The 22,962-nt window shown below is 71.2% G+C and carries 26 protein-coding genes and 2 pseudogenes; 15 read left to right on the top strand and 13 right to left on the bottom strand.

What is annotated here, in order from left to right; translation table 11 throughout:
* Positions 1-166 precede the first annotated feature (166 nt).
* Positions 167-1,468 carry an MFS transporter gene (locus ACVW19_RS00835; protein WP_457455582.1) on the bottom strand — a complete coding sequence of 434 codons (1,302 nt, stop codon included), beginning with the start codon at positions 1,466-1,468 and terminating at the stop codon, positions 167-169.
* 92 nt (positions 1,469-1,560) lie between these two features.
* Positions 1,561-2,583, bottom strand: coding sequence for a hypothetical protein (locus ACVW19_RS00830; RefSeq protein ID WP_457455580.1), 1,023 nt, complete (start codon positions 2,581-2,583; stop codon positions 1,561-1,563).
* A gap of 165 nt (positions 2,584-2,748) precedes the next feature.
* On the opposite strand from ACVW19_RS00830, the gene ACVW19_RS00825 reads away from it, so the two are divergent.
* Positions 2,749-3,186 (top strand): DUF4442 domain-containing protein, encoded by a 438-nt coding sequence (locus tag ACVW19_RS00825; RefSeq protein ID WP_457456040.1) that lies wholly within the window; start codon positions 2,749-2,751, stop codon positions 3,184-3,186.
* A gap of 43 nt (positions 3,187-3,229) precedes the next feature.
* Here ACVW19_RS00825 and ACVW19_RS00820 read toward each other — a convergent pair whose 3' ends face one another.
* A complete protein-coding gene (locus tag ACVW19_RS00820; protein WP_457455579.1) occupies positions 3,230-3,694 on the bottom strand; it encodes a Crp/Fnr family transcriptional regulator in 465 nt (154 codons plus the stop codon).
* Positions 3,695-3,966: 272 nt separating this feature from the next.
* Between ACVW19_RS00820 and ACVW19_RS00815 the strand changes: the two genes are divergently transcribed.
* On the top strand, positions 3,967-4,875 hold the full coding sequence (locus ACVW19_RS00815) for a universal stress protein (RefSeq protein WP_457455577.1): 909 nt from the start codon (positions 3,967-3,969) through the stop codon (positions 4,873-4,875).
* A gap of 48 nt (positions 4,876-4,923) precedes the next feature.
* Here ACVW19_RS00815 and ACVW19_RS00810 read toward each other — a convergent pair whose 3' ends face one another.
* Positions 4,924-5,457, bottom strand: a complete 534-nt coding sequence (locus ACVW19_RS00810; RefSeq protein ID WP_457455575.1) for a gamma carbonic anhydrase family protein — start codon at positions 5,455-5,457, stop codon at positions 4,924-4,926.
* A gap of 108 nt (positions 5,458-5,565) precedes the next feature.
* On the opposite strand from ACVW19_RS00810, the gene ACVW19_RS00805 reads away from it, so the two are divergent.
* The 4 genes and pseudogenes from ACVW19_RS00805 (at position 5,566) to ACVW19_RS00790 (ending at position 9,124) form a co-directional block, all read left to right on the top strand.
* Positions 5,566-6,357: an acyltransferase gene (locus ACVW19_RS00805; RefSeq protein WP_457455573.1), complete on the top strand. Its 792-nt coding sequence runs from the start codon at positions 5,566-5,568 to the stop codon at positions 6,355-6,357.
* Between the two features lie 139 nt (positions 6,358-6,496).
* Positions 6,497-7,069 (top strand): helix-turn-helix domain-containing protein, encoded by a 573-nt coding sequence (locus ACVW19_RS00800; protein WP_457455572.1) that lies wholly within the window; start codon positions 6,497-6,499, stop codon positions 7,067-7,069.
* Between the two features lie 43 nt (positions 7,070-7,112).
* Entirely contained in the window at positions 7,113-7,670 is a 558-nt protein-coding gene (locus ACVW19_RS00795) for a YbaK/EbsC family protein (protein ID WP_457455570.1), read from the top strand.
* A gap of 258 nt (positions 7,671-7,928) precedes the next feature.
* Positions 7,929-9,124: pseudogene (locus tag ACVW19_RS00790) on the top strand (IS110 family RNA-guided transposase).
* Between the two features lie 30 nt (positions 9,125-9,154).
* On the opposite strand, the gene ACVW19_RS00785 reads toward ACVW19_RS00790, so the two are convergent.
* On the bottom strand, positions 9,155-10,186 hold the full coding sequence (locus ACVW19_RS00785; RefSeq protein WP_457455568.1) for a cation diffusion facilitator family transporter: 1,032 nt from the start codon (positions 10,184-10,186) through the stop codon (positions 9,155-9,157).
* A gap of 61 nt (positions 10,187-10,247) precedes the next feature.
* Between ACVW19_RS00785 and ACVW19_RS00780 the strand changes: the two genes are divergently transcribed.
* The 3 genes from ACVW19_RS00780 (at position 10,248) to pspAB (ending at position 12,293) form a co-directional block, all read left to right on the top strand.
* Positions 10,248-10,607 (top strand): ArsR/SmtB family transcription factor, encoded by a 360-nt coding sequence (locus ACVW19_RS00780; protein WP_457455566.1) that lies wholly within the window; start codon positions 10,248-10,250, stop codon positions 10,605-10,607.
* Positions 10,608-10,753: 146 nt separating this feature from the next.
* Entirely contained in the window at positions 10,754-11,668 is a 915-nt protein-coding gene (htpX, locus tag ACVW19_RS00775) for a zinc metalloprotease HtpX (RefSeq protein ID WP_457455564.1), read from the top strand.
* Positions 11,669-11,690: 22 nt separating this feature from the next.
* A complete protein-coding gene (gene pspAB, locus ACVW19_RS00770) occupies positions 11,691-12,293 on the top strand; it encodes a PspA-associated protein PspAB (RefSeq protein ID WP_457455562.1) in 603 nt (200 codons plus the stop codon).
* A gap of 24 nt (positions 12,294-12,317) precedes the next feature.
* Here the strand turns inward: pspAB and ACVW19_RS00765 are convergent, their stop codons facing one another.
* Positions 12,318-12,725 carry a CoA-binding protein gene (locus tag ACVW19_RS00765; protein ID WP_457455561.1) on the bottom strand — a complete coding sequence of 136 codons (408 nt, stop codon included), beginning with the start codon at positions 12,723-12,725 and terminating at the stop codon, positions 12,318-12,320.
* Between the two features lie 157 nt (positions 12,726-12,882).
* Between ACVW19_RS00765 and ACVW19_RS00760 the strand changes: the two genes are divergently transcribed.
* Genes ACVW19_RS00760 through ACVW19_RS00750 form a run of 3 tightly spaced genes read left to right on the top strand, consistent with a single transcriptional unit; the run spans position 12,883 to position 14,798 of the window.
* A complete protein-coding gene (locus tag ACVW19_RS00760) occupies positions 12,883-13,608 on the top strand; it encodes a hypothetical protein (RefSeq protein ID WP_457455559.1) in 726 nt (241 codons plus the stop codon).
* Positions 13,605-14,162 (top strand): SixA phosphatase family protein, encoded by a 558-nt coding sequence (locus ACVW19_RS00755; RefSeq protein ID WP_457455557.1) that lies wholly within the window; start codon positions 13,605-13,607, stop codon positions 14,160-14,162. The genes ACVW19_RS00760 and ACVW19_RS00755 overlap by 4 nt, the downstream gene beginning before the upstream one ends.
* A gap of 9 nt (positions 14,163-14,171) precedes the next feature.
* Positions 14,172-14,798, top strand: a complete 627-nt coding sequence (locus tag ACVW19_RS00750) for a YigZ family protein (RefSeq protein ID WP_457455555.1) — start codon at positions 14,172-14,174, stop codon at positions 14,796-14,798.
* A gap of 157 nt (positions 14,799-14,955) precedes the next feature.
* Here ACVW19_RS00750 and ACVW19_RS00745 read toward each other — a convergent pair whose 3' ends face one another.
* The 7 genes and pseudogenes from ACVW19_RS00745 to ACVW19_RS00715 form a co-directional block, all read right to left on the bottom strand.
* The gene (locus tag ACVW19_RS00745; protein ID WP_457455553.1) at positions 14,956-15,168 is read right to left on the bottom strand and encodes a hypothetical protein; all 213 of its coding nucleotides are present in this window, start codon (positions 15,166-15,168) and stop codon (positions 14,956-14,958) included.
* A gap of 223 nt (positions 15,169-15,391) precedes the next feature.
* A pseudogene (locus ACVW19_RS00740) lies at positions 15,392-15,707 on the bottom strand (transposase); the annotation flags it as partial.
* 204 nt (positions 15,708-15,911) lie between these two features.
* On the bottom strand, positions 15,912-16,187 hold the full coding sequence (locus ACVW19_RS00735; RefSeq protein WP_457455552.1) for a protealysin inhibitor emfourin: 276 nt from the start codon (positions 16,185-16,187) through the stop codon (positions 15,912-15,914).
* A gap of 11 nt (positions 16,188-16,198) precedes the next feature.
* Positions 16,199-17,230: a M4 family metallopeptidase gene (locus tag ACVW19_RS00730; protein ID WP_457455550.1), complete on the bottom strand. Its 1,032-nt coding sequence runs from the start codon at positions 17,228-17,230 to the stop codon at positions 16,199-16,201.
* A 519-nt stretch (positions 17,231-17,749) separates the two neighbouring features.
* Positions 17,750-17,884, bottom strand: coding sequence for a hypothetical protein (locus ACVW19_RS00725; RefSeq protein WP_457455548.1), 135 nt, complete (start codon positions 17,882-17,884; stop codon positions 17,750-17,752).
* Positions 17,885-17,964: 80 nt separating this feature from the next.
* Positions 17,965-18,096 carry a hypothetical protein gene (locus ACVW19_RS00720; protein ID WP_457455546.1) on the bottom strand — a complete coding sequence of 44 codons (132 nt, stop codon included), beginning with the start codon at positions 18,094-18,096 and terminating at the stop codon, positions 17,965-17,967.
* A 225-nt stretch (positions 18,097-18,321) separates the two neighbouring features.
* Entirely contained in the window at positions 18,322-18,852 is a 531-nt protein-coding gene (locus tag ACVW19_RS00715) for a winged helix-turn-helix transcriptional regulator (protein ID WP_457455543.1), read from the bottom strand.
* Positions 18,853-18,971: 119 nt separating this feature from the next.
* On the opposite strand from ACVW19_RS00715, the gene ACVW19_RS00710 reads away from it, so the two are divergent.
* The 3 genes from ACVW19_RS00710 to ACVW19_RS00700 all read left to right on the top strand — a co-directional run bounded on the left by ACVW19_RS00710 (position 18,972) and on the right by ACVW19_RS00700 (position 22,790).
* The gene (locus ACVW19_RS00710) at positions 18,972-19,484 is read left to right on the top strand and encodes an SRPBCC family protein (RefSeq protein ID WP_457455541.1); all 513 of its coding nucleotides are present in this window, start codon (positions 18,972-18,974) and stop codon (positions 19,482-19,484) included.
* Positions 19,484-20,530, top strand: a complete 1,047-nt coding sequence (locus ACVW19_RS00705) for an LLM class flavin-dependent oxidoreductase (RefSeq protein WP_457455539.1) — start codon at positions 19,484-19,486, stop codon at positions 20,528-20,530. Before ACVW19_RS00710 ends, ACVW19_RS00705 begins: the two co-directional genes overlap by 1 nt.
* 910 nt (positions 20,531-21,440) lie before the next feature.
* A complete protein-coding gene (locus ACVW19_RS00700) occupies positions 21,441-22,790 on the top strand; it encodes an IS30 family transposase (protein WP_457455537.1) in 1,350 nt (449 codons plus the stop codon).
* The last annotated feature ends 172 nt before the right edge of the window (positions 22,791-22,962 follow it).

Below are 22,962 nucleotides of genomic sequence, written 5' to 3'. Positions count from 1 at the left end.
GCGCCCGGAGGGGGTAGCCGCAGGTCAGGCAGCTACGAGTTCACCGTTCCCAGGTGGTGTTCCCGCGGGAACACCACGCCGCGCCGGAACGGCCGAACGCGGCCCGGAACGGGCCGATCCGGGTTGAAGCGGGTGACGTCTGCGCAGGTCGGAGGAAAAGCGCAGGTCAGAGGCCCGTGTCGAACTCCCCGACGGGGCGTTCGGCATCGGCTGACTCGGTGCCCCGGACCGCCCCGGCGACGGGCACGGTCCGGCGGCGCAGGTTGCGCACGTCCGGCACGCACAGCACCGCCGCCGTGACCACGACGACCAGCGCGGCGCAGCCCCACAGCGCCTCCGTGCGGCCGAACGCCGACTCGGCGGGGCCCGCCAGCGCCATCGTGGCCGGCACCAGCGCCACCGAGCCGAACCAGTCGTAGGCCGACACCCGGGAGAGTTTCTCCTCCGGTATCTCCTGGTGCAGGGCCGTCATCCAGGAGACGCCGAACACCTCCACACTCACGCCGGTCACGAACATCACCACGCACAGCACCGCCACCGGTACCGGAACGGCGAGCGCGGCGGACGGCAGGGCCAGCGGGAACACGCACAGGGTGCCGACGAACAGCAGGCGGCGCGGTTTCCAGCGCGTCATCAGCAGCGCTCCCAGCACCGTGCCCCCGCCGAAGAAGGCCAGGGCCAGGCCCCACGGCGCGGCACCGCCCAGATGGTCCCGGGCCACGAGCGGACCGTAGACCGCGTCGGCGGCACCGACGACCGCGTTGGCGATGGAGAACTGGATGACGATGCCCCACAGCCAGGGTCGGCCGGAGAACTCCCGCCACCCGTCCCGGAGGTCGGCGAGCAGACCGCCGCCCGGCGCGCGCGGCGGGATGTGCTTCACGTCGAGGAAGGTGCGCAGCGCCGCCGCGACCGCGAAGGCGGCCGCGTCCGCCGCGAGCACCCAGCCCGGCCCCATCACGGCGATCATGAGGCCGCCCAGGGCGGCGCCGCCGAGCGTCGCGCCCTGCATCGCCATCCGGAACACCGCGAACGCCCGGCCGGCCTGTTCGCCCTCGACCGAGGAGAGCAGCATGCCCTCGGCGGCGGGGCCGAAGAACGCCTGGCCGACTCCGCCCAGGCCGCTGAGCAGCATCATCTGCCACAGCTGGGCCTCACCGGCCAGCACGAGGGCCGCGAACGCGGCCTGCGAGAGGCAGTTCAGGACATTGGCCGCGACCATCACATGGTGGCGCGGCAGCCGGTCCGCGACGACACCGCCGATCAGCAGGAACAGCACCAGCGGCAAGGTGCGGGCGGCGGCCACCAGGCCCACGTCGCCGGCGTCCCCGCCCGCGGCCAGCACCGCGAACGCGGAGGCGATCAGCGCACCGTGACTGCCCAGGCTCGTCACCACCGCGGACGCGGTCAGCAGCGTGTAGTTGCGGCCCGCCCAGGCGGGACGGCGACGGGAATCGATGGTCGGCACACCGTGACTATCGCCGGGAGGTGGCCGACTTGCCAAATGTGCCGAGGGCTGCTTCGTCCGTTTCCCGCGGTCCGTCGTCCGCTACGGCTCCGTCACGACTCGGTCGGCGGTTCCTCGGTGAGCCGTACCGTGCTGAGGATCTTCTGCACGGTCGCCTCCGGGATCTCGTCCTTGACGCCCTTGGCGCCGTACAGGTTCCAGGTGACGAAGTCCCCGGCGCCGTTCTTGAACGCGAAGGTGATCGCCTTGCCCTCGCTGTCGCACTTGCCCTTCTGCGGCGTGCCCTCTGAGTGCGCGGTGGCGACGCTGCCCTTGAGGCCCGAGGCGGTCGTGTACGCCTTCGGCTTCTCCGCCTTCACGCTCTTCTTGTCGGGCTGCGTGTAACCGCCGAAGATCCACCACGGCACACGGGTCTCCGCCGCCATGTCAGTGGTCTTGGCGCCGTTCTCACCACGGGTTCCGGCGGTGACGAGGGAGGTGTCCTCCTCGCGGCCGTCCTTGTCGTCGTCGCTCGTGCACCACTTGGACTTCAGATAGGCCGGGGCGGTGACGCTGGTGCGGTCCATCTCACCGTCCTCCTTCTCCCACTCGAAGCCCACGCTGGTGTCGGGGGTCTCGATCTCCCAGTCGGCCGGGACGTCGAACTTGGTGCCGAAACGGGTGTTCGTGACGACCTGCCAGCCCGGAACGGTCGCCTTCTCCGCCTCACCGCCCCGCGGGTTGTCCTCGGAGCCGGAGCCGGATTCGGATGTGCTCGGCTCCGGGGACGGGTCCTCGGACGCGCTCACGGACGGCTTTCCGTCCTTCTTGTCGGCCGTGTCGTCCTTGTCGCCGCCCAGTACCAGGAAACCGGTGACACCGGCGGCCACGACCACAGCCGTCGCCGCCACGACGGCCACCAGCTTCGTCCGGTTCCCGCCGCCCCCGCCCTGCGGCTGCTGGGGCATGCCCACGGTGGGCGGCGTCCCCCACTGCTGTTGCTGCTGTGCGTAGGGGTTGGGCTGCTGGGCACCGGGCTGCTGATACGGATTCGGCTGCTGGTACCCCGGCTGCTGATACGGATTGTTCGACTGCGGGTTCTGCTCGCCCCCGGGCGGCTGGTTTCCTGGCCACATGGTCAGCCACCCTAGTCCTGCCAGTGAAACGATTAGGTCACTGCCCTTTGACAGGGACGTAGCAACCAGGGGTGAGCGCCGTGCGGCGGGCCGTCGGAGGGTGGACCCGGAGCCTGGCCAGCATGTTCTACTCGTGGGTAACATGCGGTCATGAGCCAAGACCAGATGACCATCGGCGAGATGCTCGCCGCCACGGTGCCCATGGCCCGGACCCTCAACCTCGAGTTCCTGGAGACCACTTCGGAGCGGGCCGTGGTGTCCCTGCCGGATCAGGGCGACTACCACAACCACGTGGGCGGTCCGCACGCCGGTGCCATGTTCACCCTCGGTGAGTCGGCGAGCGGCGCCATCGTGCTCGCCGCCTTCGGGGACCAGCTCGCGCGGGCCGTACCGCTGGCGGTCCGCGCCGAGATCGCCTACAAGAAGCTGGCGATGGGCCCGGTCACCGCCACCGCGACCCTCGGCCGCCCGGCCGCCGAGGTCGTGGCGGAACTGGACGAGGGCCGGCGTCCCGAGTTCCCGGTGTCGATCGCCATCCGGCGCGAGGACGGCGCCGTGACCGGGGAGATGACGGTCGTCTGGACCCTCCGCCCCAACGGCTGACCAAGAGGATGGGCCGGCGGCGGGCGGCGGTGGCGGGTTCGGTTCAGACGCCGCTGCCCGCCCCGTAAGGGCCGTACAGGTCCAGCAGCCGGACCCGGGCGGCGTGCAGCCGGTGGGAGACCACGTTGCCCACCCACTGGGAGAGGTCCCGCCCGAGGGCCGGCTCCTCCTTGCCCAGCGCGTGCACCGCCGCGACGTCGAACTCGTAGGCCCGCACCGGAGTGGCGGCCTCGGCGCCCAGATGCCAGACGTGCGGGCTGTACAGCCAGGACCAGCCGACGAGTTCGTTGTGGCCGAGACGTTCGATGACGGCGGCCCGGCAGCCGGGCACGTGCATGTCGAGTTCGATGGTGCCGGTACGGATCACCCAGAACCGGTCCGCGTGGCCACCCTCCTCGAACAGCCGGGCCCCCTGCGGGAAGGACACCTCCCGAGCGGTCTGCAGGAGTTTCACCCGGTGCTCGGCGGGCAGAGCGCGCGGCATGCTGGGGGACGGGGGAGCGAACATCGCGGACCTCCCATACGGGGTGCGGGAACTGCCGTTGTGATCTCAGCCTCCTGCGGAACCCCGTCCGTGGCCATGGGCCGTACGGCCCTGATGCCGCACGTCCGTCCCGTGCGAGGCCGGTCCCGCACGCCGGTGGGACCCGGTGGCCCGGGCGCTCCCTTCTCCACGGGGCGGGACCTTCGGCACCCGTGGGGGACCTGCGGTCCCTGTCGTCAGGCTATTCTCCCGCCGGACGCTGTGGATGATCCCACCGACAACAGGAGGCGCACTTCATGTCCCGCACCATCACGGTCGGCTTCGACGGTTCGGCCGAGAGCCGGGCCGCGGCCGAATGGGCGGCCCGCGAGGCGAAACTCCGTGGTCTGCCACTGCGGCTGCTCGAGATCCGCGAGCCCCTTCCGGAGCCTGTGGCCCAGGCACTGTTCCTCGGCGCGGAGAGCTCCTCCGCCGATGACTGGGACAGTGCGCGGAGTGAGGCCGCCGAGGGGCTGCGGCTGCGCCACCCCGGCATCGAGGTCGCCGCGGAGCAGGTCGCCGGCCGGCCCCACGAGGTTCTCACCAAGGCGGCCGAGGACGCCGAACTGCTCGTGCTGGGCTCCCGGGGGATGGGCGCCTTCGCCGGATTCCTGGTCGGCTCCGTCGGTCTCGCCGTCGTGGCCCGTGCCGAGCGGCCCGTCGTCCTGGTCCGCGCCGGGGAGCAGGCCGCCGACGAGCACGAGCCGGACTCCACGGGCATCCCGTCCGCCGCGACCCGCTACCGGCCCGTCCTCCTCGGCGTGGACGCCGACCGGCCCGACGACGCGGTGATCCGGTTCGCGTTCGCCGAGGCGGCCCGGCGGGGCACCGGCCTGCGCGTCGTGCACGGCTGGAACCTGCCGCCGTACTACGTCCACGGGCTGCCGGCCGACCCGGACATGTACCAGAAGGTCAGCGCGGAGCAGGCCGCGACGCTGACGAAGGTACTCGTCCCCTGGCGGGCGGAGTTCGGGGACGTCGAGGTGACGGAGGAGTCCTTCGGTGGCAGCCCGTCCATCCGGCTGATCGAGGCGTCCCGGGAGTCCTCGCTCGTCGTGGTCGGCCGCCGCGTCCGCCGAAACCCGTTCGGCATCCGCGTCGGACCCATCGCCCACGCCGTGCTGCACCACTCCGCGGCACCCGTCGCCGTCGTCGCGCACGACTGATCCGGCAGAAGGCGGCACCGGGGCGCCGGAGGGTGCCCCGGTCCCGTCCTAGGCCGTGCCGTGCGCGTCGCGGTGCGCCTTCGCCAGTTCCGCGTACCTCGTCCCGTTGAGCGTCAGTCCCGCACGCTCCTCCTCCGTGAGCTCCCGCCGGACCTTCGCCGGGACCCCCGCGACGAGGGAGCCCGGCGGCACCTCCATGCCCTGCGGCACCAGCGCCTGTGCGGCCACCAGGGAACCGGCGCCGATCACCGCGCCGTTGAGCACCGTGGCACCCATGCCGATCAGGCAGTCGTCCCCGACCGTCGCCCCGTGCACCACGGCGTTGTGCCCGATGGAGACCCGCTCGCCGACGGTGACGGGGAAGCCGGGGTCGGCGTGCAGCGTGCAGTTGTCCTGGACGTTGCTGCTCGCGCCGACGGAGATGCTCTCCACGTCACCGCGCAGGACCGCGCCGTACCAGACACTGGTGCCCGCCCGCAGTGTCACGTCCCCGATCACCGTGGCGGTGGGTGCCACGAAGGCCTCCCGGTCCACCTGCGGCTGCCTGCCGCCGATACCTGTGATCAGTGCCCTGTGCGTCATCGTCGCCTCCTGGTCGGGTGATGTCAGGCACCGTACGCCGACACGGTGGGGTGAAGATCACAGGGCGTCCGGCGCTTCGGCGGCACGCCCGCCGACTACGGTGAGCGGGTGCCGAAGAGCAGGAACGCGTTCTCGTCCTGGCTGCGCCGCCTCGCGCAGCGCGCCGTCCACGCGGGCTGGGCGTGGGCGCAGCGCACGGGCTCGGTGACCGCCGAGCACCCCGGCCGCTTCCGCTTCGGCGCGATGGGAACGGGCACCAGGCTGGCCTTCCCGCTCGGCACCGTCTTCGGTGAGCCCTGGATCCATCTCGGCGCCCACTGCATCATCGGCGAACAGGTCACCCTCACCGCCGGCCTGATGCCCGGTCTGGAGCTGGGCCCCGCCCCGATCCTGCGCCTCGGTGACGGCGTCGTCCTGGGCCGCGGCAGCCATGTCATCGCCGACACCAGCGTCACCATCGGCAGCGACTGCTACTTCGGGCCGTACGTCTACGTCACGTCCACCAACCACTCCTACGACGATCCACACGAGCCCATCGGCAAGCAGTGGCCGCGGATGGACCCGGTGGAGATCGGTCCCGGCTGCTGGATCGGCACCGGGGCGGTGATCCTGCCGGGCGCGCGGATCGGGCGGAACGTGGTGGTGGCCGCGGGCGCGGTGGTCCGGGGCACGGTGCCCGACCACGCCGTGGTCGCGGGCGCCCCGGCCCGCGTCGTACGCCGCTGGACCCCGGCCGACGGATGGCAGCCGCCGCTGCGCACTCCGGCACCGGTGCCGATCCCGGAGGGCGTCACCCCGGAGCAACTGCGGGCGCTGGCGACGCTGGGCACCGAGGGCACCGAGGGCACCGAGGACGCCAAGGAACCGGTCCGGCTGGTCGAGCTGGAGCCCGAGAGCTGACCCCCGCTCCCAACAGGCCGGTGGCCAGGGCGAAGGCCGCTGCCACGGCGGGGCGCGCAGTACAGTTCGGTGGACGATCGGGTGCACCGCACCGCAGTCGAACGAGTTGAACGCTGTCATCCGGAATATTGGACGGAACGTGTCGGATCTCGACCTGCTGACCCAGTCGCTGGCGCGCAACGTCAAGCGCTGGCGCACCGAGCGGGCCTTCACCCTGGACGCGCTCGCGGCGCGGGCCGGAGTGAGCCGCGGCATGCTCATCCAGATCGAGCAGGCCCGCACCAACCCGAGCATCGGCACCGTCGTCAAGATCGGCGACGCGCTCGGCGTCAGCATCACCACCCTGCTCGACTACGAGCGGGGCCCCAGGGTCCGTATCGTCCCCGCCGACCGGGCCGTACGGCTCTGGCACACCGAGGCCGGCAGCTGGAACCGGCTGCTCGCGGGCACCGAGGCCCCCGGACCGGTGGAGATGTGGGACTGGCGTCTCATGCCGGGCGAGAGCAGCGACTCCGACCCGCACCCGGCCGGCACGGTCGAGCTGCTCCACGTCACGGCCGGGGAGCTGACGCTCACCGTCGACGGCACGGAGCACCGCGTCCCGGCCGGCGCCAGCGCCTCCTTCGAGGCCGACACCCCGCACACCTACGGCAACCAGGGTGCCGAACCCATGGAGATGGTCATGGCGGTCTCGGTCCCGCCCGTGCGCTGAGACGCCCCACCGGCGCCCGCCGAGCGGCTGTTACGGTGCCGCCATGCGCGCACCCATCGGCTCCTTCGACCACGCCATCCCCGCCCGCGACTGCCTCGACGAGCTCATTGCGCCGGTCGCCGCGGCCGTCCGTGCCTGGACCGGCAGCGTCCCCGCCGAGCAGATCCTCTACGTCGACACGGACCCGCGCTGGGCCGACACCGCCGTCTTCGTGGAGCACTACGGCCAGGACCTGCTGGAGCGGTCGGCGAACTGCGTGGTGGTGGCGGGCAGGCGCGGCGGCGAGACCACCCTCGCCGCGTGCCTCGTCCTGTCCACCACCCGGGCCGACGTCAACGGGGTCGTGCGCCGCCGGCTCGGCGCACGCAAGGCGTCGTTCGCCCCGATGGACACGGCCACGGGGGAGAGCGGTATGGAGTACGGGGGCATCACCCCGATCGGGCTCCCGGCCGACTGGCCGGTGCTGGTGGACGCGGCCGTCGTCGACCTGCCGTACGTGCTGGTCGGCAGCGGGCGCCGCCAGGGCAAACTCCTCGTGCCGGGCAAGGCCTTCGCCGAACTGCCGGGTGCGGTCGTGCTGGAAGGCCTGGGAGTGGCCTGAGCGGGGCGTCGCGCCCGGCTCAGGCGGCGCTCTACCTTCTTGATCGGGTTGATCGAGCCATTCGTAGGGTTGGGTCGCCCAGGGGTGCTGGGTGTGGCTATCAGGCGGCTGCCGTCTCGTGGCTTCCCTTGCTTCGCCGCCCGGCGCCCCACGACGACTCGGCCGCCGATTAGGAAGTGCGAACAAGTCGCTGTGTAGAGCAATGCCAGCGAAGTCGTCCGTGGCACGAGCAGTACGAACACGCACGTCAGGAGCACGATGAGCCGGATATGGGCGGGGATCGACAGCGGCAAGGGCCATCACCACGGCCTTGTTCTGGACGCGGACGGCAAGACCCTGTTGTCGCGGCGGGTGGCCAACGACGAGCCCGAGCTGCTGAAGCTGATCGGTGACGTCCTGGACCTGGCCGACGGCCGTGAGGTCACCTGGGCCATCGACATGACCGGCGGAGAGCCGGCACTGCTGCTGGCCTTGCTGGTCAACCACGGCCAGGAGGTCCTCTACATGCCCGGCCGGCTGGTCAACCGGGCATCCGACGGCTACCGCGGCGAGGGCAAGACCGACGCCCGCGACGCCTACGTGATCGCCGACCAGGCCAGAATGCGCCGCGACCTGCGGCCCATCCGCCCCGGTGACGAGACGGCCGTCGAGCTCAAGCTGCTGACCGGGCGCCGGGCCGACCTGGTCGAGGACCGCACCCGCGTGGTGAACCGCCTGCGCGGCACCCTGCTGAGCATGTTCCCGGCCCTGGAGCGGGCCCTGGATGTGACCAACACCGGCCCGCTCAGGCTGCTGACGGGTTACCAGACGCCGGCCGCGATCCGCCGGGCCGGCATCGCGCGGCTTGCGAAGTGGCTGGCCAACCGCAAGGTCCGCAACGCCAGAGCCCTGGCCGAGGCGGCGGTCGAGGCCGCCGAGCGCCAGCACACCGCCGTCCCCGGGGAGAAGACCATCGCCAGGCTGGTCCACACCCTGGCCGAGGAGGTGATGGCCCTCAACGAGCAGATCCGTGAGCTGGACAAGCTCATCGAGGGCCGGTTTCGCGAGCACGAGCTCGCCGACATCCTTCTGAGCGTCCCGGGCATCGGCACGGTTCTGGGAGCGGAGTTCCTCGCCGCCGTCCGCGGCGGCCTGGACGAGTTCGACTCCCCGGACGCCCTGGCGGCCTTCGCCGGCGTCGCCCCAGACCGCGCGACTCGGGCAAGGTCAGCGGCAACCTTCACCGGCCGCTCGTCTATCACCGAAAACTTCAGCGCGTTTTTTACACCTCCGCGCTGGTCAGCGTCCGCTATGACCCGAACTCGCGGAAGTTCTACGACCGTAAACGCGCCGAGGGGAAGAAGCACGTCCAGGCCGTGCTCGCCCTTGCCCGCCGGCGCGTCAACGTCATCTGGGCCCTGATCCGCGACCGACGGTGCTACGAAGTGGCGCCACCGGTGACTACGGCAGCTTGACAACAGCATTAGGAAGCAGGGGCGTGCCGGTCACGCCGTCGCGTGGTGGGCCAGGGGCAGGTGCGGGTCCCGCTCGCCGGGGACGGGTTCCGGGTCGGCGTGGACCAGGGCCGCGGTCAGCCGGGGCACGGCGTGCAGCAGGGCGTGCTCGGCGTCGACCGTGATGCGATGGGCCTCCCGCACCGTCGCCCCGCCGTCCACCACGACCGCCACCTCGGCGCGCAGCCGGTGCCCGATCCAGCGCAGCCTCAGCTCGCCCACGCCGCGTACCCCGGGGACCCGGGTCAGTGCCTGCTCCGCCCGGTCCACGAGCGCAGGGTCGACGGCGTCCATCACCCGCCGGACCACCTCCCGCGCGGCGTCCCGCAGCACCAGGGTGATCGCCGCGGTGATCACCAGTCCCACGACCGGGTCCGCGAGCTGCCACCCCAGAGCCGATCCGCCGGCCCCCAGCAGCACGGCGAGTGAGGTGAACCCGTCCGTCCGGGCGTGCAGTCCGTCGGCGACCAACGCGGCCGAGCCGATGGCACGGCCGACCCGGATGCGGTAGCGGGCCACCCACTCGTTGCCCGCGAACCCGACGAGTGCGGCCACGGCGACCGCCGGGACATGGTCCACGGGACGCGGATCGAGCAGCCGGTCCACCGCCGTCCAGCCGGCGAACGCCGCGGAGGCGGCGATCGTCAGCACGATCGCGATGCCGGCCAGGTCCTCGGCCCGGCCGTAGCCGTAGGTGAAACGGCGGGTTGCGGCGCGCCGGCCCAGCACGAAGGCGAGGGCGAGCGGTACGGCGGTCAGCGCGTCCGCGGCGTTGTGCACCGTGTCGCCGAGCAGCGCGACCGAGCCCGAGGCGACCACCACGACCGCCTGCGCCAGCGCCGTCACGCCGAGCACCGCCAGCGAGATCCACAGCGCCCGCAGGCCGCGGGCCGAGGACTCGAGGGCGGAGTCGAGCTTGTCCGCGGTCTCGTGGGAGTGCGGGGCGAGCAGGTGGCGGAGGCGATGGCGCGGGGACACTCCGGGGTGCGGGTGCGGGTGCGGGTGCTCGTGCCGGACGCTCACGTGGATCCCCTTCCGGTGGGCGGGGTGGACGGGGTGCCGCCCAGGGGACCATTATGTGCGTATGAGCGCACGCATGCACCTGTCACCTGCGCACGATGCGCACCCGCGCACTCCCGGCGACCAGCAGTTCGCGCTCGCGGCGGAACTCCTCGCCCTGCTCGGTGACCGCACCCGGCTGACCCTGCTGCACGCCCTGACCGGCGGCGAGGCCGACGTCAGCACCCTCACCGAGGCGTGCGGGGCGGCGCGACCCGCGGTCAGCCAGCACCTGGCACGGTTGCGCCTCGCGGGGCTGGTGGACACGCGGAAGGAGGGCCGCAGGGTGATCTACTCACTGCGCGACGGACATCTGCGCCGACTGGTGGACGAGGCGCTGAACGTGGCCGACCACCGGATCGGCGGCCGTCCCCCGCACCACTGACGGCAGCAACGGGTGAGACGTCTCGTGCCGTGCGCATCGGCCCGGTCCGGCGGTTTTTGCGCCGGGCCCCGCCGTGCGCGGAAGGAGCACACTGGCAGGAGAGGAATGTGCAGTGTGGCAGTGCACGTTCACTGGAGGTGATCCGGATGCCCAAGACCCGGTCGCGTTCGCGGTACGCCCCGGACCGGGGCCTCACCACCCGCATGGTGACGACGATGTTCCTGATCGGACTGCTCTATGTCGTCTTCGTCGGCGTTCTGCTGGCCCTCCTGAAGAACGCGTGGCCCGTCATCCTGCTGATCGCGGGCATCCTGTTCGTCGCGCAGTTCTGGTTCAGTGACCGGATCGCGGCCTTCAGCATGGGGGCGCGCGAGGTGCCCCCCGAGCAGGCTCCCGGGCTGCACGGCTCCGTGGACCGCATCTGCGCCCTCGCCGACATACCCAAGCCGCGGGTGGCGATCGCCGACAGCGACATACCGAACGCCTTCGCCACCGGCCGCAACGAGAGAACGGCCCTGGTATGCGTCACCACGGGTCTGCTCCGCCGCCTGGAACCGGAGGAGCTGGAGGGCGTCCTCGCCCATGAGCTCTCCCATGTCGCCCATCGGGACGTCGCCGTGATGACCATCGCCTCGTTCCTGGGCGTCCTGGCCGGCTTCATGACCCGCGCCGCGCTCTACACCGGACTCGGCCGCACCAGCCGCGACAGCACCACCGCCGTCGTGGCACTCCTGATCCCCCTGGTCAGTGCCGTCGTGTACGTGATCAGCTTCCTGCTGACCCGGCTGCTGTCCCGCTACCGCGAACTGTCCGCCGACCGCTCCGCCGCGTTGCTCACCGGCCGTCCGTCCGCACTCGCGTCCGCGCTCACCAAGGTGACCGGCGAGATGGCGAGGATTCCGACCAAGGACCTTCGCCGGGCAGAGCCGTTCAACGCCTTCTGGTTCGCACCGGCCTTCTCCTCCCGGGAGAGCCTGAGCCGGCTGCTCTCCTCCCACCCCACCCTCGAACAGCGCCTCGACCAGCTCGGCCGGATCTCGGCCCAGCTCGGCCGGGCATGACGATTCACGGAGGTGCCGTGCCGTGGGACTCCTCGACACCATCCTCGGCCGCAGCAAGCCGGTGCGCCCGGACCTCGACCAGCTCTTCAGCCTGCCCTCGGCCGCGATCACCGTGCAGGCGGGGGCGGGGTTCACCCCGACCGGGACCGGATCGGTCTGCTTCGCGAGCGTGGAGGGCGGCGCGTTCGACCGGCTCCAGCAGGAGGTACGGGACCTGCTCGACGCCGACACCGGCCGGGGCGGCACACCCGTCGAGTACACCAAGGACGCGTACGGGTACACATGGCTCCTTGTCCGTCTCCCCGCCGACGACACCGCCTCACTGGTCAACGATCTGCACGCCGTCAACACGCTCCTCCAGGACGCGGGCTTCGGCCCGCAACTCCTCTGCTCCCTGATCGGGTTCCGGTCCACGTCGGACCACCGGGCCCTGGCGCTGGTCTACCTCTACAAGCGCGGTACCTTCTACCCCTTCGCGCCGCTCCCCGACGGCACGGAGCGGCGTGACAACGCGTTGGAACTCCAGATCAGGGCGCTCCTCGCGGACGACCTGCGCATCGAGGACGATCTGGCCCGCTGGTTCCCGGTGTGGGGCGCCCCGGGTCTCACGGGGCCCCGCCCCTGAGGCCTGCCGCCGACCCGGCCCCGGTTAGCCCAGCCGCGGTATCTCGATCGCCGGGCAGCGGTCCATCACCATGTCCAGACCCGCCGCGCGGGTCCGCTCGTAGGCCGCCTCGTCGATGACGTCCAGCTGGAACCACACCGCCTTGGCGCCCTTGGCGACCGCCTCGTCCGCGACCGCTCCGGCCAGTTCGCCGTTCACGAACACGTCGACGACGTCCACCTCGAAGGGGATGTCCGCGAGCGAGGCGTACCCCTGCTCGCCGTGCACCGTCTCGGCCTTCGGATGCACCGGCACCACTCGCTTGCCGAAGCGCTGCAACACCTGGGCGACGCCGTACGCCGCGCGCTGCCGGTTCGACGACAGGCCCACCACGGCCCAGGTGTCGCCCAGCCCGGTGAGGATCCTGCGAACCGTTGCCTCGTCGCCGTACACCGTCGGCCTCCTGAAGGGTCGTGGAAGAACTGCTGCTCCGACAACGGCCGGGTGTGTGCGGAGATTCCCGGGGGCGAGGGTACGTTCCGGAGCCGCGGCGGGCCCGAAAAGCGTGCGAGAGCCTGCGCGGGCCCGCTTGTGCGCCTACGCTCGCCTCGTGCTGCGCATCACCGACGCCCGGACCGGCGAACCCGTGGACGCCACCCCCGCCCGGCGGGGCCTCACCCGCGTCGAGGCCCACACGCGCGGATTCGATCCGACGAACCTGCGGGTGCTGCTCGTCGCCGACCTGCTCGTGCGTGCCCTGGAACTCGGCGGTACCCCGGTGTGGGCGCTGCTCGTGGGCGAACGGGACCTGCCCGAACTGCGCGCGGCGGGCGCGGCCCTGGGCGTACGGCCCTTCGAGGACAGCCGGGACGCCGGCACGGGGCTGGGCGAGGCCCAGGTCCTGCACGTCGTGAGCGAGGGCGGCGAGACACCCGACGGAGTCCGGGTCGCCGTCGCGCCCGTCCGTCCGGAAGGCCCCGGCGCAACGGACGGCACCGACCCGACCGTTCTGCGTCTCGCCCTGCTCGCGCACCCCAGGAGCAGCCCGCTGCGGCTCGACCCGGCCGCCCTGGACGACGCCGCCGGCACCCTCGCGCGCTGGCGCGGCGCGGTCGCCGCCTGGGCGCACCGGCCCTCGCGACCCATCCCCGACGCGGTGCGCGCGGACCTGCGCACCGCCTGGGAGGACGACCTGGACGCGGTCGGCGTCCTCCGCGTGCTGCGGGACGTGGAGACCGCACCGGACCTGCCGGACGGTGCCCGCTTCGAGACGTACGTCTACGCGGACCGGCTGCTCGGCCTCGACCTCGCCCGAGACCTGGGATCCCCGGCGTGAGCGGGGCGGCGGGGACGACCGGGCGCACCGGTGTGGGGCGGACGCGACGGCTGGTCGTCCTGCGGCACGCCAAGTCCGCCTGGCCCGACGGCGTCGCCGATCGGGACCGCCCGCTGGCCGGGCGCGGCCGCCGGGACGCGCCCGCCGCCGGACGCGCGATCGCCGAGACCATCGGCCTGCCAGGTCTCGTGCTGTGCTCCACCGCCGCCCGCACCCGCGAGACCTGGGAGCTGGCGGCGGCGCAGTGGGACACGTCCGTGCCGGTCCGGCACGAACCGCGGCTGTACGCCGCCGACGTCCCCGCACTCCTGGCCGTGCTGCACGAGGTGCCCACCGATGTCGGCACCCTGCTGCTGATCGGCCACAACCCGGGCCTGGCCGACCTCGTCGTGACACTGGCCGGCGACGGCGTGGACGACACGCTCGACCGGGTCCGCACCAAGTTCCCGACCTCCGCGATCGCCGTACTGTCCTGGCGCGGCGCCGGCTGGCCGGACCTCGTCCCCGGCACCGCCCTGCTGACCGCCATGACCGTGCCCCGGGGCGCCGCATAAGCTGGCCGGATGCAGGACGAGTACCGCACCGTCGCCCGCGCGGGTGTGCACGAGACCGAGATCAACCGCTCCCGCTTCCTGTGCGCCCTCGCCCCGGCGGCCACCGAGCAGGAGGCGCAGGAGTTCATCGCCGGCGTCCGCAAGGAGCACGCCGACGCCACCCACAACTGCTGGGCGTACGTCATCGGCGCGGACGCCTCCGTCCAGAAGGCCAGCGACGACGGGGAACCCGGCGGCACCGCGGGCGTCCCCATGCTCCAGATGCTGCTGCGCCGTGACATGCGGTACGTCGTCGCGGTCGTCACCCGCTACTACGGCGGCGTCAAGCTCGGCGCGGGCGGGCTGATCCGCGCGTACGGCGGCGCCGTCGGCGAGGCACTGGACACCGTCGGCACGCTCACCCGCCGCCGGTTCCGGCTGGCCACGGTGACGGTCGACCACCAGCGGGCCGGCAAGATCCAGAACGACCTGCGCTCCACGGGGCGCGTGGTGCGGGACGTGCGCTACGCCGAGGCGGTCACGATCGAGATCGGCCTCCCCGACTCCGACGTGGACGCCTTCCGGTCCTGGCTCGCGGACGCGACCGCCGGGACCGCTCGCTTCGAACTGGGCGGCGAGGCATACGGGGACGCGTGACCACGCCACGCCGCGTTGCGGTTATCGGGGGCATGACGGATGTTTCGAGGCACTACTTTCCGTAAGTGCACTGATTCGGCAAAGGCGCAGGCCATGAAAGTGGCTTTGTCGAGCAGCAGTGGTTCCGGCACACATTCCGTGAAGCGGTGACTGGTCGTCACCCAGCAGACGTCTTCGAGGCGGCCCAGGCGCCTGCTGCTCCTCCCAGGGCCGGCCCGGCCCATGCATTGGTGCAGCCCTGGTTCCAGCGGTCGTCGAGACAGGGCTTGTACTCGTCCAGGGTGGAGGTCCGGTTGTACTGCCGCTGCCCGTGGAAGAGGTCTTCCGGCCTGGCAGCGTCGGCAAGGCTCTTGACCGTGCGGTGGGTCATACGGAGCTGACGGCCGATCGAGCGGCGGCTGTGGTCGGCTTCCAGCAGGGCGTGGACGGTGGCGTGTCTGGCCCGGATGCGATTGGCGAACCGGTCGCTCTTCCACGTGACGTCGGCGGGTCCTCGGGCGGCGTGGACTCGGCGTCCTCATTCCCGGCCGGTTCGGGGACCAGGACGCGCAGGCACTGGCGGTGCCGGGCGGCGGCCCGCTCGGCGGCCCCGCCGAGGTTGTTCCACAGATGCCGGCGGTCGGCGACCCGCACCGCGTCGGGCAGGGCGCGGCGGACGGCCTCGGCACAGGTGGCTGAGCCGTCGCGGCACACGGCCTCGGCGCCCGGGTGGGCACGCAGTCAGGCTTCCAGGGTGTCGGCCGTGCGGTCGGGCGGCACGTCGATCCGCTCATGGGTCTGGGCGTCGGTCACCACGGTGGCACAGCGGTGCCGCCGGCGCAGGACGAGGTCGTCGACGCCGATCACGCGGGGCACCCGCCCGGTGGGCAACGGGATGCGCAACAGGGCACGCAGGGCAGTGTGACGGGACAGGCCCGCGGCGAGTATCACCAGCCCTGTCTCACAACGGTGGTGACGGCAAGTAGTTGCCGTGGCCGGCAGTAACACACCCGGACCAGCACGGGTGACGCGACCGTCGATACTGTGTCTGTCCCGCTCGATGGCGCGTCTGCGACTGCTCTCCTTGGAGCTCGGACCAGACACGTCATTGATGACGCTCTGTCACCACCGGACTCAGAAGCCCTCCCCGAGGACCCTCTCGACCAGCTGGAGCTGACCCTCGGTCAGCCCGGGGTCGGTGAACTCGACCGGGGGCTGGTCGTCCACGGTCAGCGTGTAGTGGTACGCGTCGGGCACGCCCGGCCTGGCCGGGGGCCGGTTGTCCGGCTCGGCCAGGAGTTGGTGCGCGAGCCGTTCCAGCTCCGCCCCGTCGGACCGGCCGGAAGTGTCCACATCGGCCCGGCGGGGCGTGCCGAGCAGGCCACCGCTTCTGATCAGCCGGATGCGCATGGCGTGAGGGCTCACAGGACGCCGACGGTCCGCCACGCGTCTTCCACCGCGGTCAGCTCACTCCCCGAGTTGTAGAGCCGCTTCGCGGTGTTCGTCGTGGCATCCGCGAACTCCCGGAAGGTGCAGTTCTGGGAGAGCTGCCCGGAAGTCATCGTCTCGTACCAGATGCGTCCCGCCTTCGCCCAGGCGAAGCCGCCGATGGCGGTCGCGGTCAGGTAGAAGGCGCGGTTGGGGATGCCGGAGTTGTCGTGTACGCCGCCGTTGTCGAGCGGGGTGTGGATATAGCCGCTCATGTGGTTCGGCTGTGAGTCCTTGCCGCCCAGCAGCGGGTCGTCGAACGCCGAACCCGGGTCCTTCATGGACCGCAGGGCCTGGCCGCGCACCGCCGGGGTGAACAGGCCCGCCCCGATCAGCCAGTCGGCCTGATCGGCGGTCTGCTGCCGCGCGTACTGCTTCACGAGCGAGCCGAAGACGTCCGAGACCGACTCGTTGAGGGCGCCGGACTCGTCCTGGTATACGAGGCCGGCGGTGTACTGCGTGACCCCGTGGCCGAGTTCGTGGCTGATGATGTCGTGGGAGATGGTGAAGTCGTTGAAAATGCGACCGTCACCGTCCCCGAAAATCATCTGGCTGCCGTCCCAGAGGGCGTTGTTGAACCGGCGACGATAGTGGACCGTCGCGTCCAGCGGCAGGTTGGCGTCGTCGATGGAGTGGCGCCCGTAGACGTTCTGGAAGAACGTGAAGGTGAGACCAAGGCTTTCGTAGGCACGGTTGACAGTGCCGTCCAGCGTGGGGGCGTCACCTTCTCCCCTGACCTTGTTGCCGGGCAACGCCATGCTGTTGTTGGTGTCGTAGACCGTCCGCGTCAGGACGAACTGTGTGGGTGGGGCGGGTGCCACCAGGCTCGGTGTGTTGATCCGGTTCTGCCGGAAGTCGGCGGCGACGGAGAGTGTTTCCCGGGCGGCCTCGCGGACGTCGGGGTGGTCCGCCTCGGCCAGCTTTTCGAGGATGCGCGGCGGGAGGATGCCGCAGACGGGACGCATGGGGGTCCCTCCCTGGAAGAGGGCTGTTTGAGGAGAGTCACGAGTCCCCTGCGATGGGGACTCGGAGCGGGGGGCCGCGTGTTCACGCAGGCCGAACGAGTCCCATACCTCTTATTCTGCGCCGGTGGGCAGAGTTGCGCATGCGGAGCGTGGCTTCGCGGGGTCAGTACCGCACCGCCCGCGCCACCTTCGTCCTCACCTCACCCGAGAGGTCGCGGTTGCTGCGGGCCGTCGCCGTGCTCTTCTCGCCGCCCGCTACATCGGAGACGGTGACGGCGACCGTGTCGAGGCGGTTGCCGGCGAAGTCGGTGAAGTCGACCTGGACGGCGAAGGCCTCGTGGAGTCGGTGGTGTTGTCGACGGTGACCTCGACCGTGGTGCGGCCGTTGCCGACGCCCGGGGTGCCGAGATCGACGTCGGACGTCATGCCGACGCCGTTGTTGATCTCGTCCAGTTGACGGCCGGCTTCGGCGGTCGCCGAGGCGAGCGAGGACGCGGCGGCGGAGTCCTCGCAGCCTGGTTACTCCGCCGCGGAGGCGACCTTGACGGCGGCGGACGACACGGACGAGGGGGTGTCGTTGTCGTCCGAGCAGCCGATGAGAGCGGCGGCGCAGCAGACCTCCGCCGTCAGTAGCGCGCCCTCGGTACGCGGCACCGTGCCTCCTGGTGTTTCCCGCGAGCCCCCGATGAAGGCCCGCGAGCCCCCCCTTCCGTAGGCCGGGTCACCCAGAAGGGTCAGCTCCGGGCCTGGGCGGCGAGTGCGGCCAGTGGCTCGCCGGCGAGGTGGCGGATCCTCCTGTCGTCGATGATCCGGACGCCGGGCGACTTGTAGAAGGTGATCGTCGGCTCGTTCCAGGCCGCCAGCACGCCCTGGCCGACCGGCCGCCCCGACCGACGCCGCGCGGCCGGCCGTGCAGGCGACCGGAGACGCCGCCGACGCGGCGAGCGCCGACAACCCGCAGACGCACGGCGGCATGGCTTCACCTGGGAGGCGGGCGCGCATGTCCTGCTCAAGCGGGCACGGGCCTGGCGCGCGCTGCTCCGCACCTCCGCCCGGCCGCCCGCCCACCCGGGCGGCCGGCCGGGCCGGGGTCAGTGCGCGGCCGTTGTCGGCCGCCCCGGCTCGTCCAGCTTGAACCGCCGTCGGATGTCCGGACGCCCGAGCAGCTTCTGCGGGTAGCCGGGGCCAGGGCGCGGGGTGACGTCCTCCCAGGCCAGCGGCTCCTTGCAGTGCGAGCAGACCACCTCGCCGTGGGCGTCGTGGCCACAGGTCTCGTGGCGGGTGACCACCGGTGGCCCGGCCTCGTCCGCCAGCCACCGGTCGCCCCAACTGGTCATGGCGAGGATGACGCCGTAGAAGTCGCGGCCGGACTCGGTCAGCAGGTACTCGTGGCGGAGAGGCTGCGTCTCGTAGACGCGCTTCTCGACCAGCCCCGCCTCCACCAGCCTGCGCAGCCGTTCGGACAGCGTGTTGCGGGCGATACCCAGCTCCTGCTGGAACTCGTCGAACCGGCGGATCCCGTAGAACGCCTCCCGCAGCACCAGCGGGGTCCACCAGTCCCCGAGCAGGTCCATGGTCCGGGCCACCGAGCAGGGCCAGTTCGCGAACGACGTACGCCTCATGTGCCCCGATGATACGAGTCTTTCTACGAAACTCAGCAGAAAGCGCAGGCGTTTGGCCTTGCGTAAGTGAGTCTTAATACGCAACTATGCAGGTCATTGAGGGAGAGGAGCCAGGTGCCATGGAGTGGACGGGACAGGTCTACGCCGACACCCCGACGGTGTCCGTCAGGACCTACATCGACGCACCCCCCGAGCGGCTGTGGAGGTACGTGAGCGACATCCACCTGATGCCCGAGCTCAGCGCCGAGCTCCAGCACGTCGAATGGCTCGACGGCGCGACCGGTCCCCGCACGGGCAACCGGTTCCGCGGGCGCAATGCCCACCACGCTCTGGGCGACTGGGAGACGGTCAGCACCGTCGTCGACTGCGAGGAGCCGCGCCGGTTCGCCTGGGCGGTGGGCGACCCCGCCCACCCGATGAGCGTGTGGCGGTTCACGCTGCACCCGCAGGACGCCGGCACCGTGCTGGAGCAGTGGGCTCAGCTCGGACCGGCCCCGTCCGGGCTGAGCGTCGCGATCGAGGCCATGCCCGACAAGGAGCAGAAGATCGTGTTCGTCCGGCTGCGCGAGTTCGAGACCGGCATCAAGTCCAACCTCGCGGCCATGAAGAACTTCGCCGAACGGGGGAAATGATGCGCACCGCGACCACCATCGAGGGCTCCGGAGGAAACTGGCGCGAGACCGCCGAGTTCGTCCTGGAGGCCGAGAAGCTCGGCCTGGACATCTGCTGGGTGGCCGAGGCCTGGGGCAGCGACGCCCCTTCGCCGCTGGGCTACCTGGCGGCCCGTACCGAGACACTCCTGCTCGGCTCCGGGGTCATCCAGCTCGGCACCCGCTCCCCGGTCACCATCGCGCAGACCGCGATGACCCTCGCGCACCTGTCCGACGGCCGGTTCCGCCTCGGCCTCGGCGTCTCCGGGCCGCAGGTCATCGAAGGCCTGCACGGTATCCCGTTCGCGCGCCCGCTGACCCGGATGCGGGAGACCGTCGAGATCATCCGCGCGGCCTTCACCGGCGAGAAGATCACCTTCCGGGGCCGCCAGTACACCATCCCCCTCCCCGACGGCGAGGGCCGCCCGATGCGGCTCAGCCTGGAGCCGGTGCAGGTGCCGATCCACCTGGCCGCACTGTCGCCCAGGATGCTCGAACTCACCGGCGAGATCGCCGACGGCTGGCTGGGCACCAGCTTCGTCCCCGAAGGTGCCGACGCCTACTTCACCCACCTCGACACCGGGCTGGCCCGAAACGGCCGTACCCGCACCGACCTCGACATCTGCCAGGGCGCCGAGATCAACATCGTCCCGGACGAGGGCAAGCTGACCGGCGTCGTCGGCAGCCGCAAGAAAGAACTGGCGTTCTCACTGGGCGGGATGGGCTCCGGCTCGACCAACTTCTACAACAACGCCTACAGCCGCCAGGGCTGGGCCGATGTCGCCGCCCAGGTCCGCGAGCGCTGGCAGGCCGGGGACCGCGACGGCGCCACCGGCCTCATCACCGACGAGATGGTCCTGGCCACCACTCTGATCGGGACCGAGGAAATGGTCCGCGCCCGGCTCGAGGACTGGCGCGCCGTGGGCGTGGACACCGTCCGCCTCTACCCGGCGGGCGACACCCTCGCAGCGCGTCTGGGCAACCTCGGACACGGCATCGACCTCATCCGCGCCCTCGACCCCCGGTAGGGGGCCCGGTTCCCGGGCGGCGGACCGGGCCGCGCCGGCTCGGGCGCCCGCGGCCTCGACGGCTCGACGCTCGGTGGCTTGCCGGCTCGATCGTCCGTCGGCCCGTTCGGTTACGGCGTGCGCTTGCCGCAGGCGCACAGAGGGCAGGCCGCAGCACATTTGTCCGGGGTGATCCGAGGTGAGTGGTGGATCAGGGGGCGACATGCGTTAGCGTGGCGAGCGTTGACGGCGAGCCCCGTGCTGGTTCTAGAGGCGCAGTAGGGGTAAACGTGCAGGTCAGAGTGGTTTCATGAAATTGCTGCACAAATTTTCGAGGCGCCACTTATCGTAAATGGGCTGATGTGGCAAAGGTGCAGGTCGGAAGGGTGTTGCTCCGTCCGTGAGGGGCTCGTCGGTGGTGCCGGTGCTGGCTCGGTGCTGACCTGTGGGCACCCCTCGTCATCCCTGGTGACCTGTCCCGTGCTGGTTCCGTGCTGGGCGGGGAGGGCCTCGAGTTTCGGGCGGTGAGCGAGGTCCGGCAGCCGCCCGGTTCGCAGTCGTCGAGCTGGTGGGTTCGGCGAGGCGGCTTCTGATGGACCGGTTTTCCTGTGCCTGCGTCGGCAACGCCCACACCACGGCAGTTGTCCCCGGCAAGCGGAGCTGTGGGCGGCGTTCCGATCCGCGTCGATCGTGCCGGACACGATGCGTCAGTGTCAGACTCCCGGGCTCCGCGGTGGCGGCGATCCGGGATGCGACTGACATGACGGGCCGTCAATAAGCCGACCGTCACCGATCGGTAAATCCTGGACGCGACCTGCAGCTTTCCACGTGGATCCCCTACACCACTCGGCGGGACACGACCAGGGCGGATTCAATCGGTCGTTGCAACACCTCGTCCTCGGAGGTGTTGATGGGCAGGCCAGCAGGGTGGATGGCGGCGTTGACTGGACGGTCGCCGATGAAGTCCCCGGGTGCGCCGGTGCTTCGGCGGGAAGTGGCACGTCAGTTCTGGCGGGAGATCGCGAAGGGGTTGCTCGCCGAGGAGGCGGCAGCTGCGGTTGGCGTATCCCAGGCGGCGGGTTGCAGGTGGTTCCGTCACGGTGGCGGCATGCCACCAATGGATCTTGCTCCGCAGTCCGGCCGGTACCTGTCCTTTCACGAGCGTGAAGAGATCGCGATCCTCAAAGCGCAGGGCATCGGAGTCCGGGAGGCCGCGCGACGTCTCGGCCGCGATCCATCGACGGTATCCCGGGAGCTGCGGCGCAACGCCGCGACCCGTGGCGGCCGGCTGGACTACCGGGCTTCGGTCGCGCAGTGGAAGGCCGACCTCGTGGCCCGGCGCCCGAAGACAGCGAAGCTGGCCGCGAACGACCGGCTGCGGGACTACGTGCAGGAAAGGCTGTCCGGCCAGGTCAGCCGGCCGGACGGGACAGAACTGGGGCCGAAGGGCCCGCGGTGGAAGGGGAAGAACAAGCCGCACCGCGGCGACCGCAAATGGGTCATGGCGTGGAGTCCGGAGCAGATCGCGAACCGGCTGAAGGTCGACTTCCCCGATGATGAGTCCATGCGGATCAGCCATGAGGCGATCTACCAGGCCCTGTTCATCGAAGGCCGTGGAGCGCTCAAGCGTGAGCTCGTTGCCTGCCTGCGCACCGGCAGAGCCCTGCGGGTGCCTCGTGCCCGGTCCAAGCGGAAGGCGTGGGCCCACGTCACGCCCGAGGTGTTGATCAGCGAACGGCCGGCCGAAGCCGACGACCGCGCCGTACCGGGACACTGGGAGGGCGACCTCCTGATCGGACTTGAACGATCGGCAATCGGCACGCTGGTCGAGCGCACGACCCGGTACACGGTGCTTGTCCACCTGCCCCGCCAGGACGGCTACGGCATCGTTCCCCGTACCAAGAACGGGCCGCCGTTGGCCGGTTACGGCGCGGTGACGATGAAAGATGCGCTTGCGGCGACGATCGGCACCCTGCCCGAGCAACTATGGCGGTCGCTTACCTGGGACCGGGGCAAGGAGCTCTCGGCGCACGCCCAGTTCACGATCGAGACCGGCGTCCCGGTCTACTTCGCCGATCCGCACAGCCCCTGGCAGCGCGGCACGAATGAGAACACGAACGGCCTGCTGCGCCAGTACTTCCCGAAGGGAACCGACCTTTCTCGATGGGCGGCGGAGGATATCGAGGCGGTCGCAGCCACGCTCAACAGTCGCCCCCGCAAGAGCCTCGGTTGGAAGACACCCGCCGAAGCCCTCAACGACCGTCTACTATCGATGAAATAAGCCGGTGTTGCATCCACTGGTTGAACCTGGTCAGTTCCCCTATCACTGGGCGGCTCGGCAGGCGCTGAAGCTGCTGCTGCCTGTTTGGATCTCACTGCGATCGCCATCGAGGGCGACGTCTCCGACCAGGCCAGATAACGAAACGCTGCCGGAGGACCAGTCGGCGCAGTGC

It is taken from the genome of Streptomyces sp. TE5632 (assembly GCF_054061295.1).
This window is presented reverse-complemented; position numbering and strand designations above follow the sequence as displayed.

Coding starts and splice junctions, on each gene's coding strand:
- ACVW19_RS00830 (WP_457455580.1), bottom strand. CDS start 2,583: ATGTGGCCAGGAAACCAGCCGCCCGGGGGCGAGCAGAACCCGCAGTCG.
- ACVW19_RS00825 (WP_457456040.1), top strand. CDS start 2,749: ATGACCATCGGCGAGATGCTCGCCGCCACGGTGCCCATGGCCCGGACC.
- ACVW19_RS00820 (WP_457455579.1), bottom strand. CDS start 3,694: ATGTTCGCTCCCCCGTCCCCCAGCATGCCGCGCGCTCTGCCCGCCGAG.
- ACVW19_RS00815 (WP_457455577.1), top strand. CDS start 3,967: ATGTCCCGCACCATCACGGTCGGCTTCGACGGTTCGGCCGAGAGCCGG.
- ACVW19_RS00810 (WP_457455575.1), bottom strand. CDS start 5,457: ATGACGCACAGGGCACTGATCACAGGTATCGGCGGCAGGCAGCCGCAG.
- ACVW19_RS00795 (WP_457455570.1), top strand. CDS start 7,113: ATGCGCGCACCCATCGGCTCCTTCGACCACGCCATCCCCGCCCGCGAC.
- ACVW19_RS00780 (WP_457455566.1), top strand. CDS start 10,248: ATGAGCGCACGCATGCACCTGTCACCTGCGCACGATGCGCACCCGCGC.
- htpX (WP_457455564.1), top strand. CDS start 10,754: ATGCCCAAGACCCGGTCGCGTTCGCGGTACGCCCCGGACCGGGGCCTC.
- ACVW19_RS00750 (WP_457455555.1), top strand. CDS start 14,172: ATGCAGGACGAGTACCGCACCGTCGCCCGCGCGGGTGTGCACGAGACC.
- ACVW19_RS00745 (WP_457455553.1), bottom strand. CDS start 15,168: ATGACCCACCGCACGGTCAAGAGCCTTGCCGACGCTGCCAGGCCGGAA.
- ACVW19_RS00735 (WP_457455552.1), bottom strand. CDS start 16,187: ATGCGCATCCGGCTGATCAGAAGCGGTGGCCTGCTCGGCACGCCCCGC.
- ACVW19_RS00730 (WP_457455550.1), bottom strand. CDS start 17,230: ATGCGTCCCGTCTGCGGCATCCTCCCGCCGCGCATCCTCGAAAAGCTG.
- ACVW19_RS00715 (WP_457455543.1), bottom strand. CDS start 18,852: ATGAGGCGTACGTCGTTCGCGAACTGGCCCTGCTCGGTGGCCCGGACC.
- ACVW19_RS00710 (WP_457455541.1), top strand. CDS start 18,972: ATGGAGTGGACGGGACAGGTCTACGCCGACACCCCGACGGTGTCCGTC.
- ACVW19_RS00705 (WP_457455539.1), top strand. CDS start 19,484: ATGCGCACCGCGACCACCATCGAGGGCTCCGGAGGAAACTGGCGCGAG.
- ACVW19_RS00700 (WP_457455537.1), top strand. CDS start 21,441: ATGGCGGCGTTGACTGGACGGTCGCCGATGAAGTCCCCGGGTGCGCCG.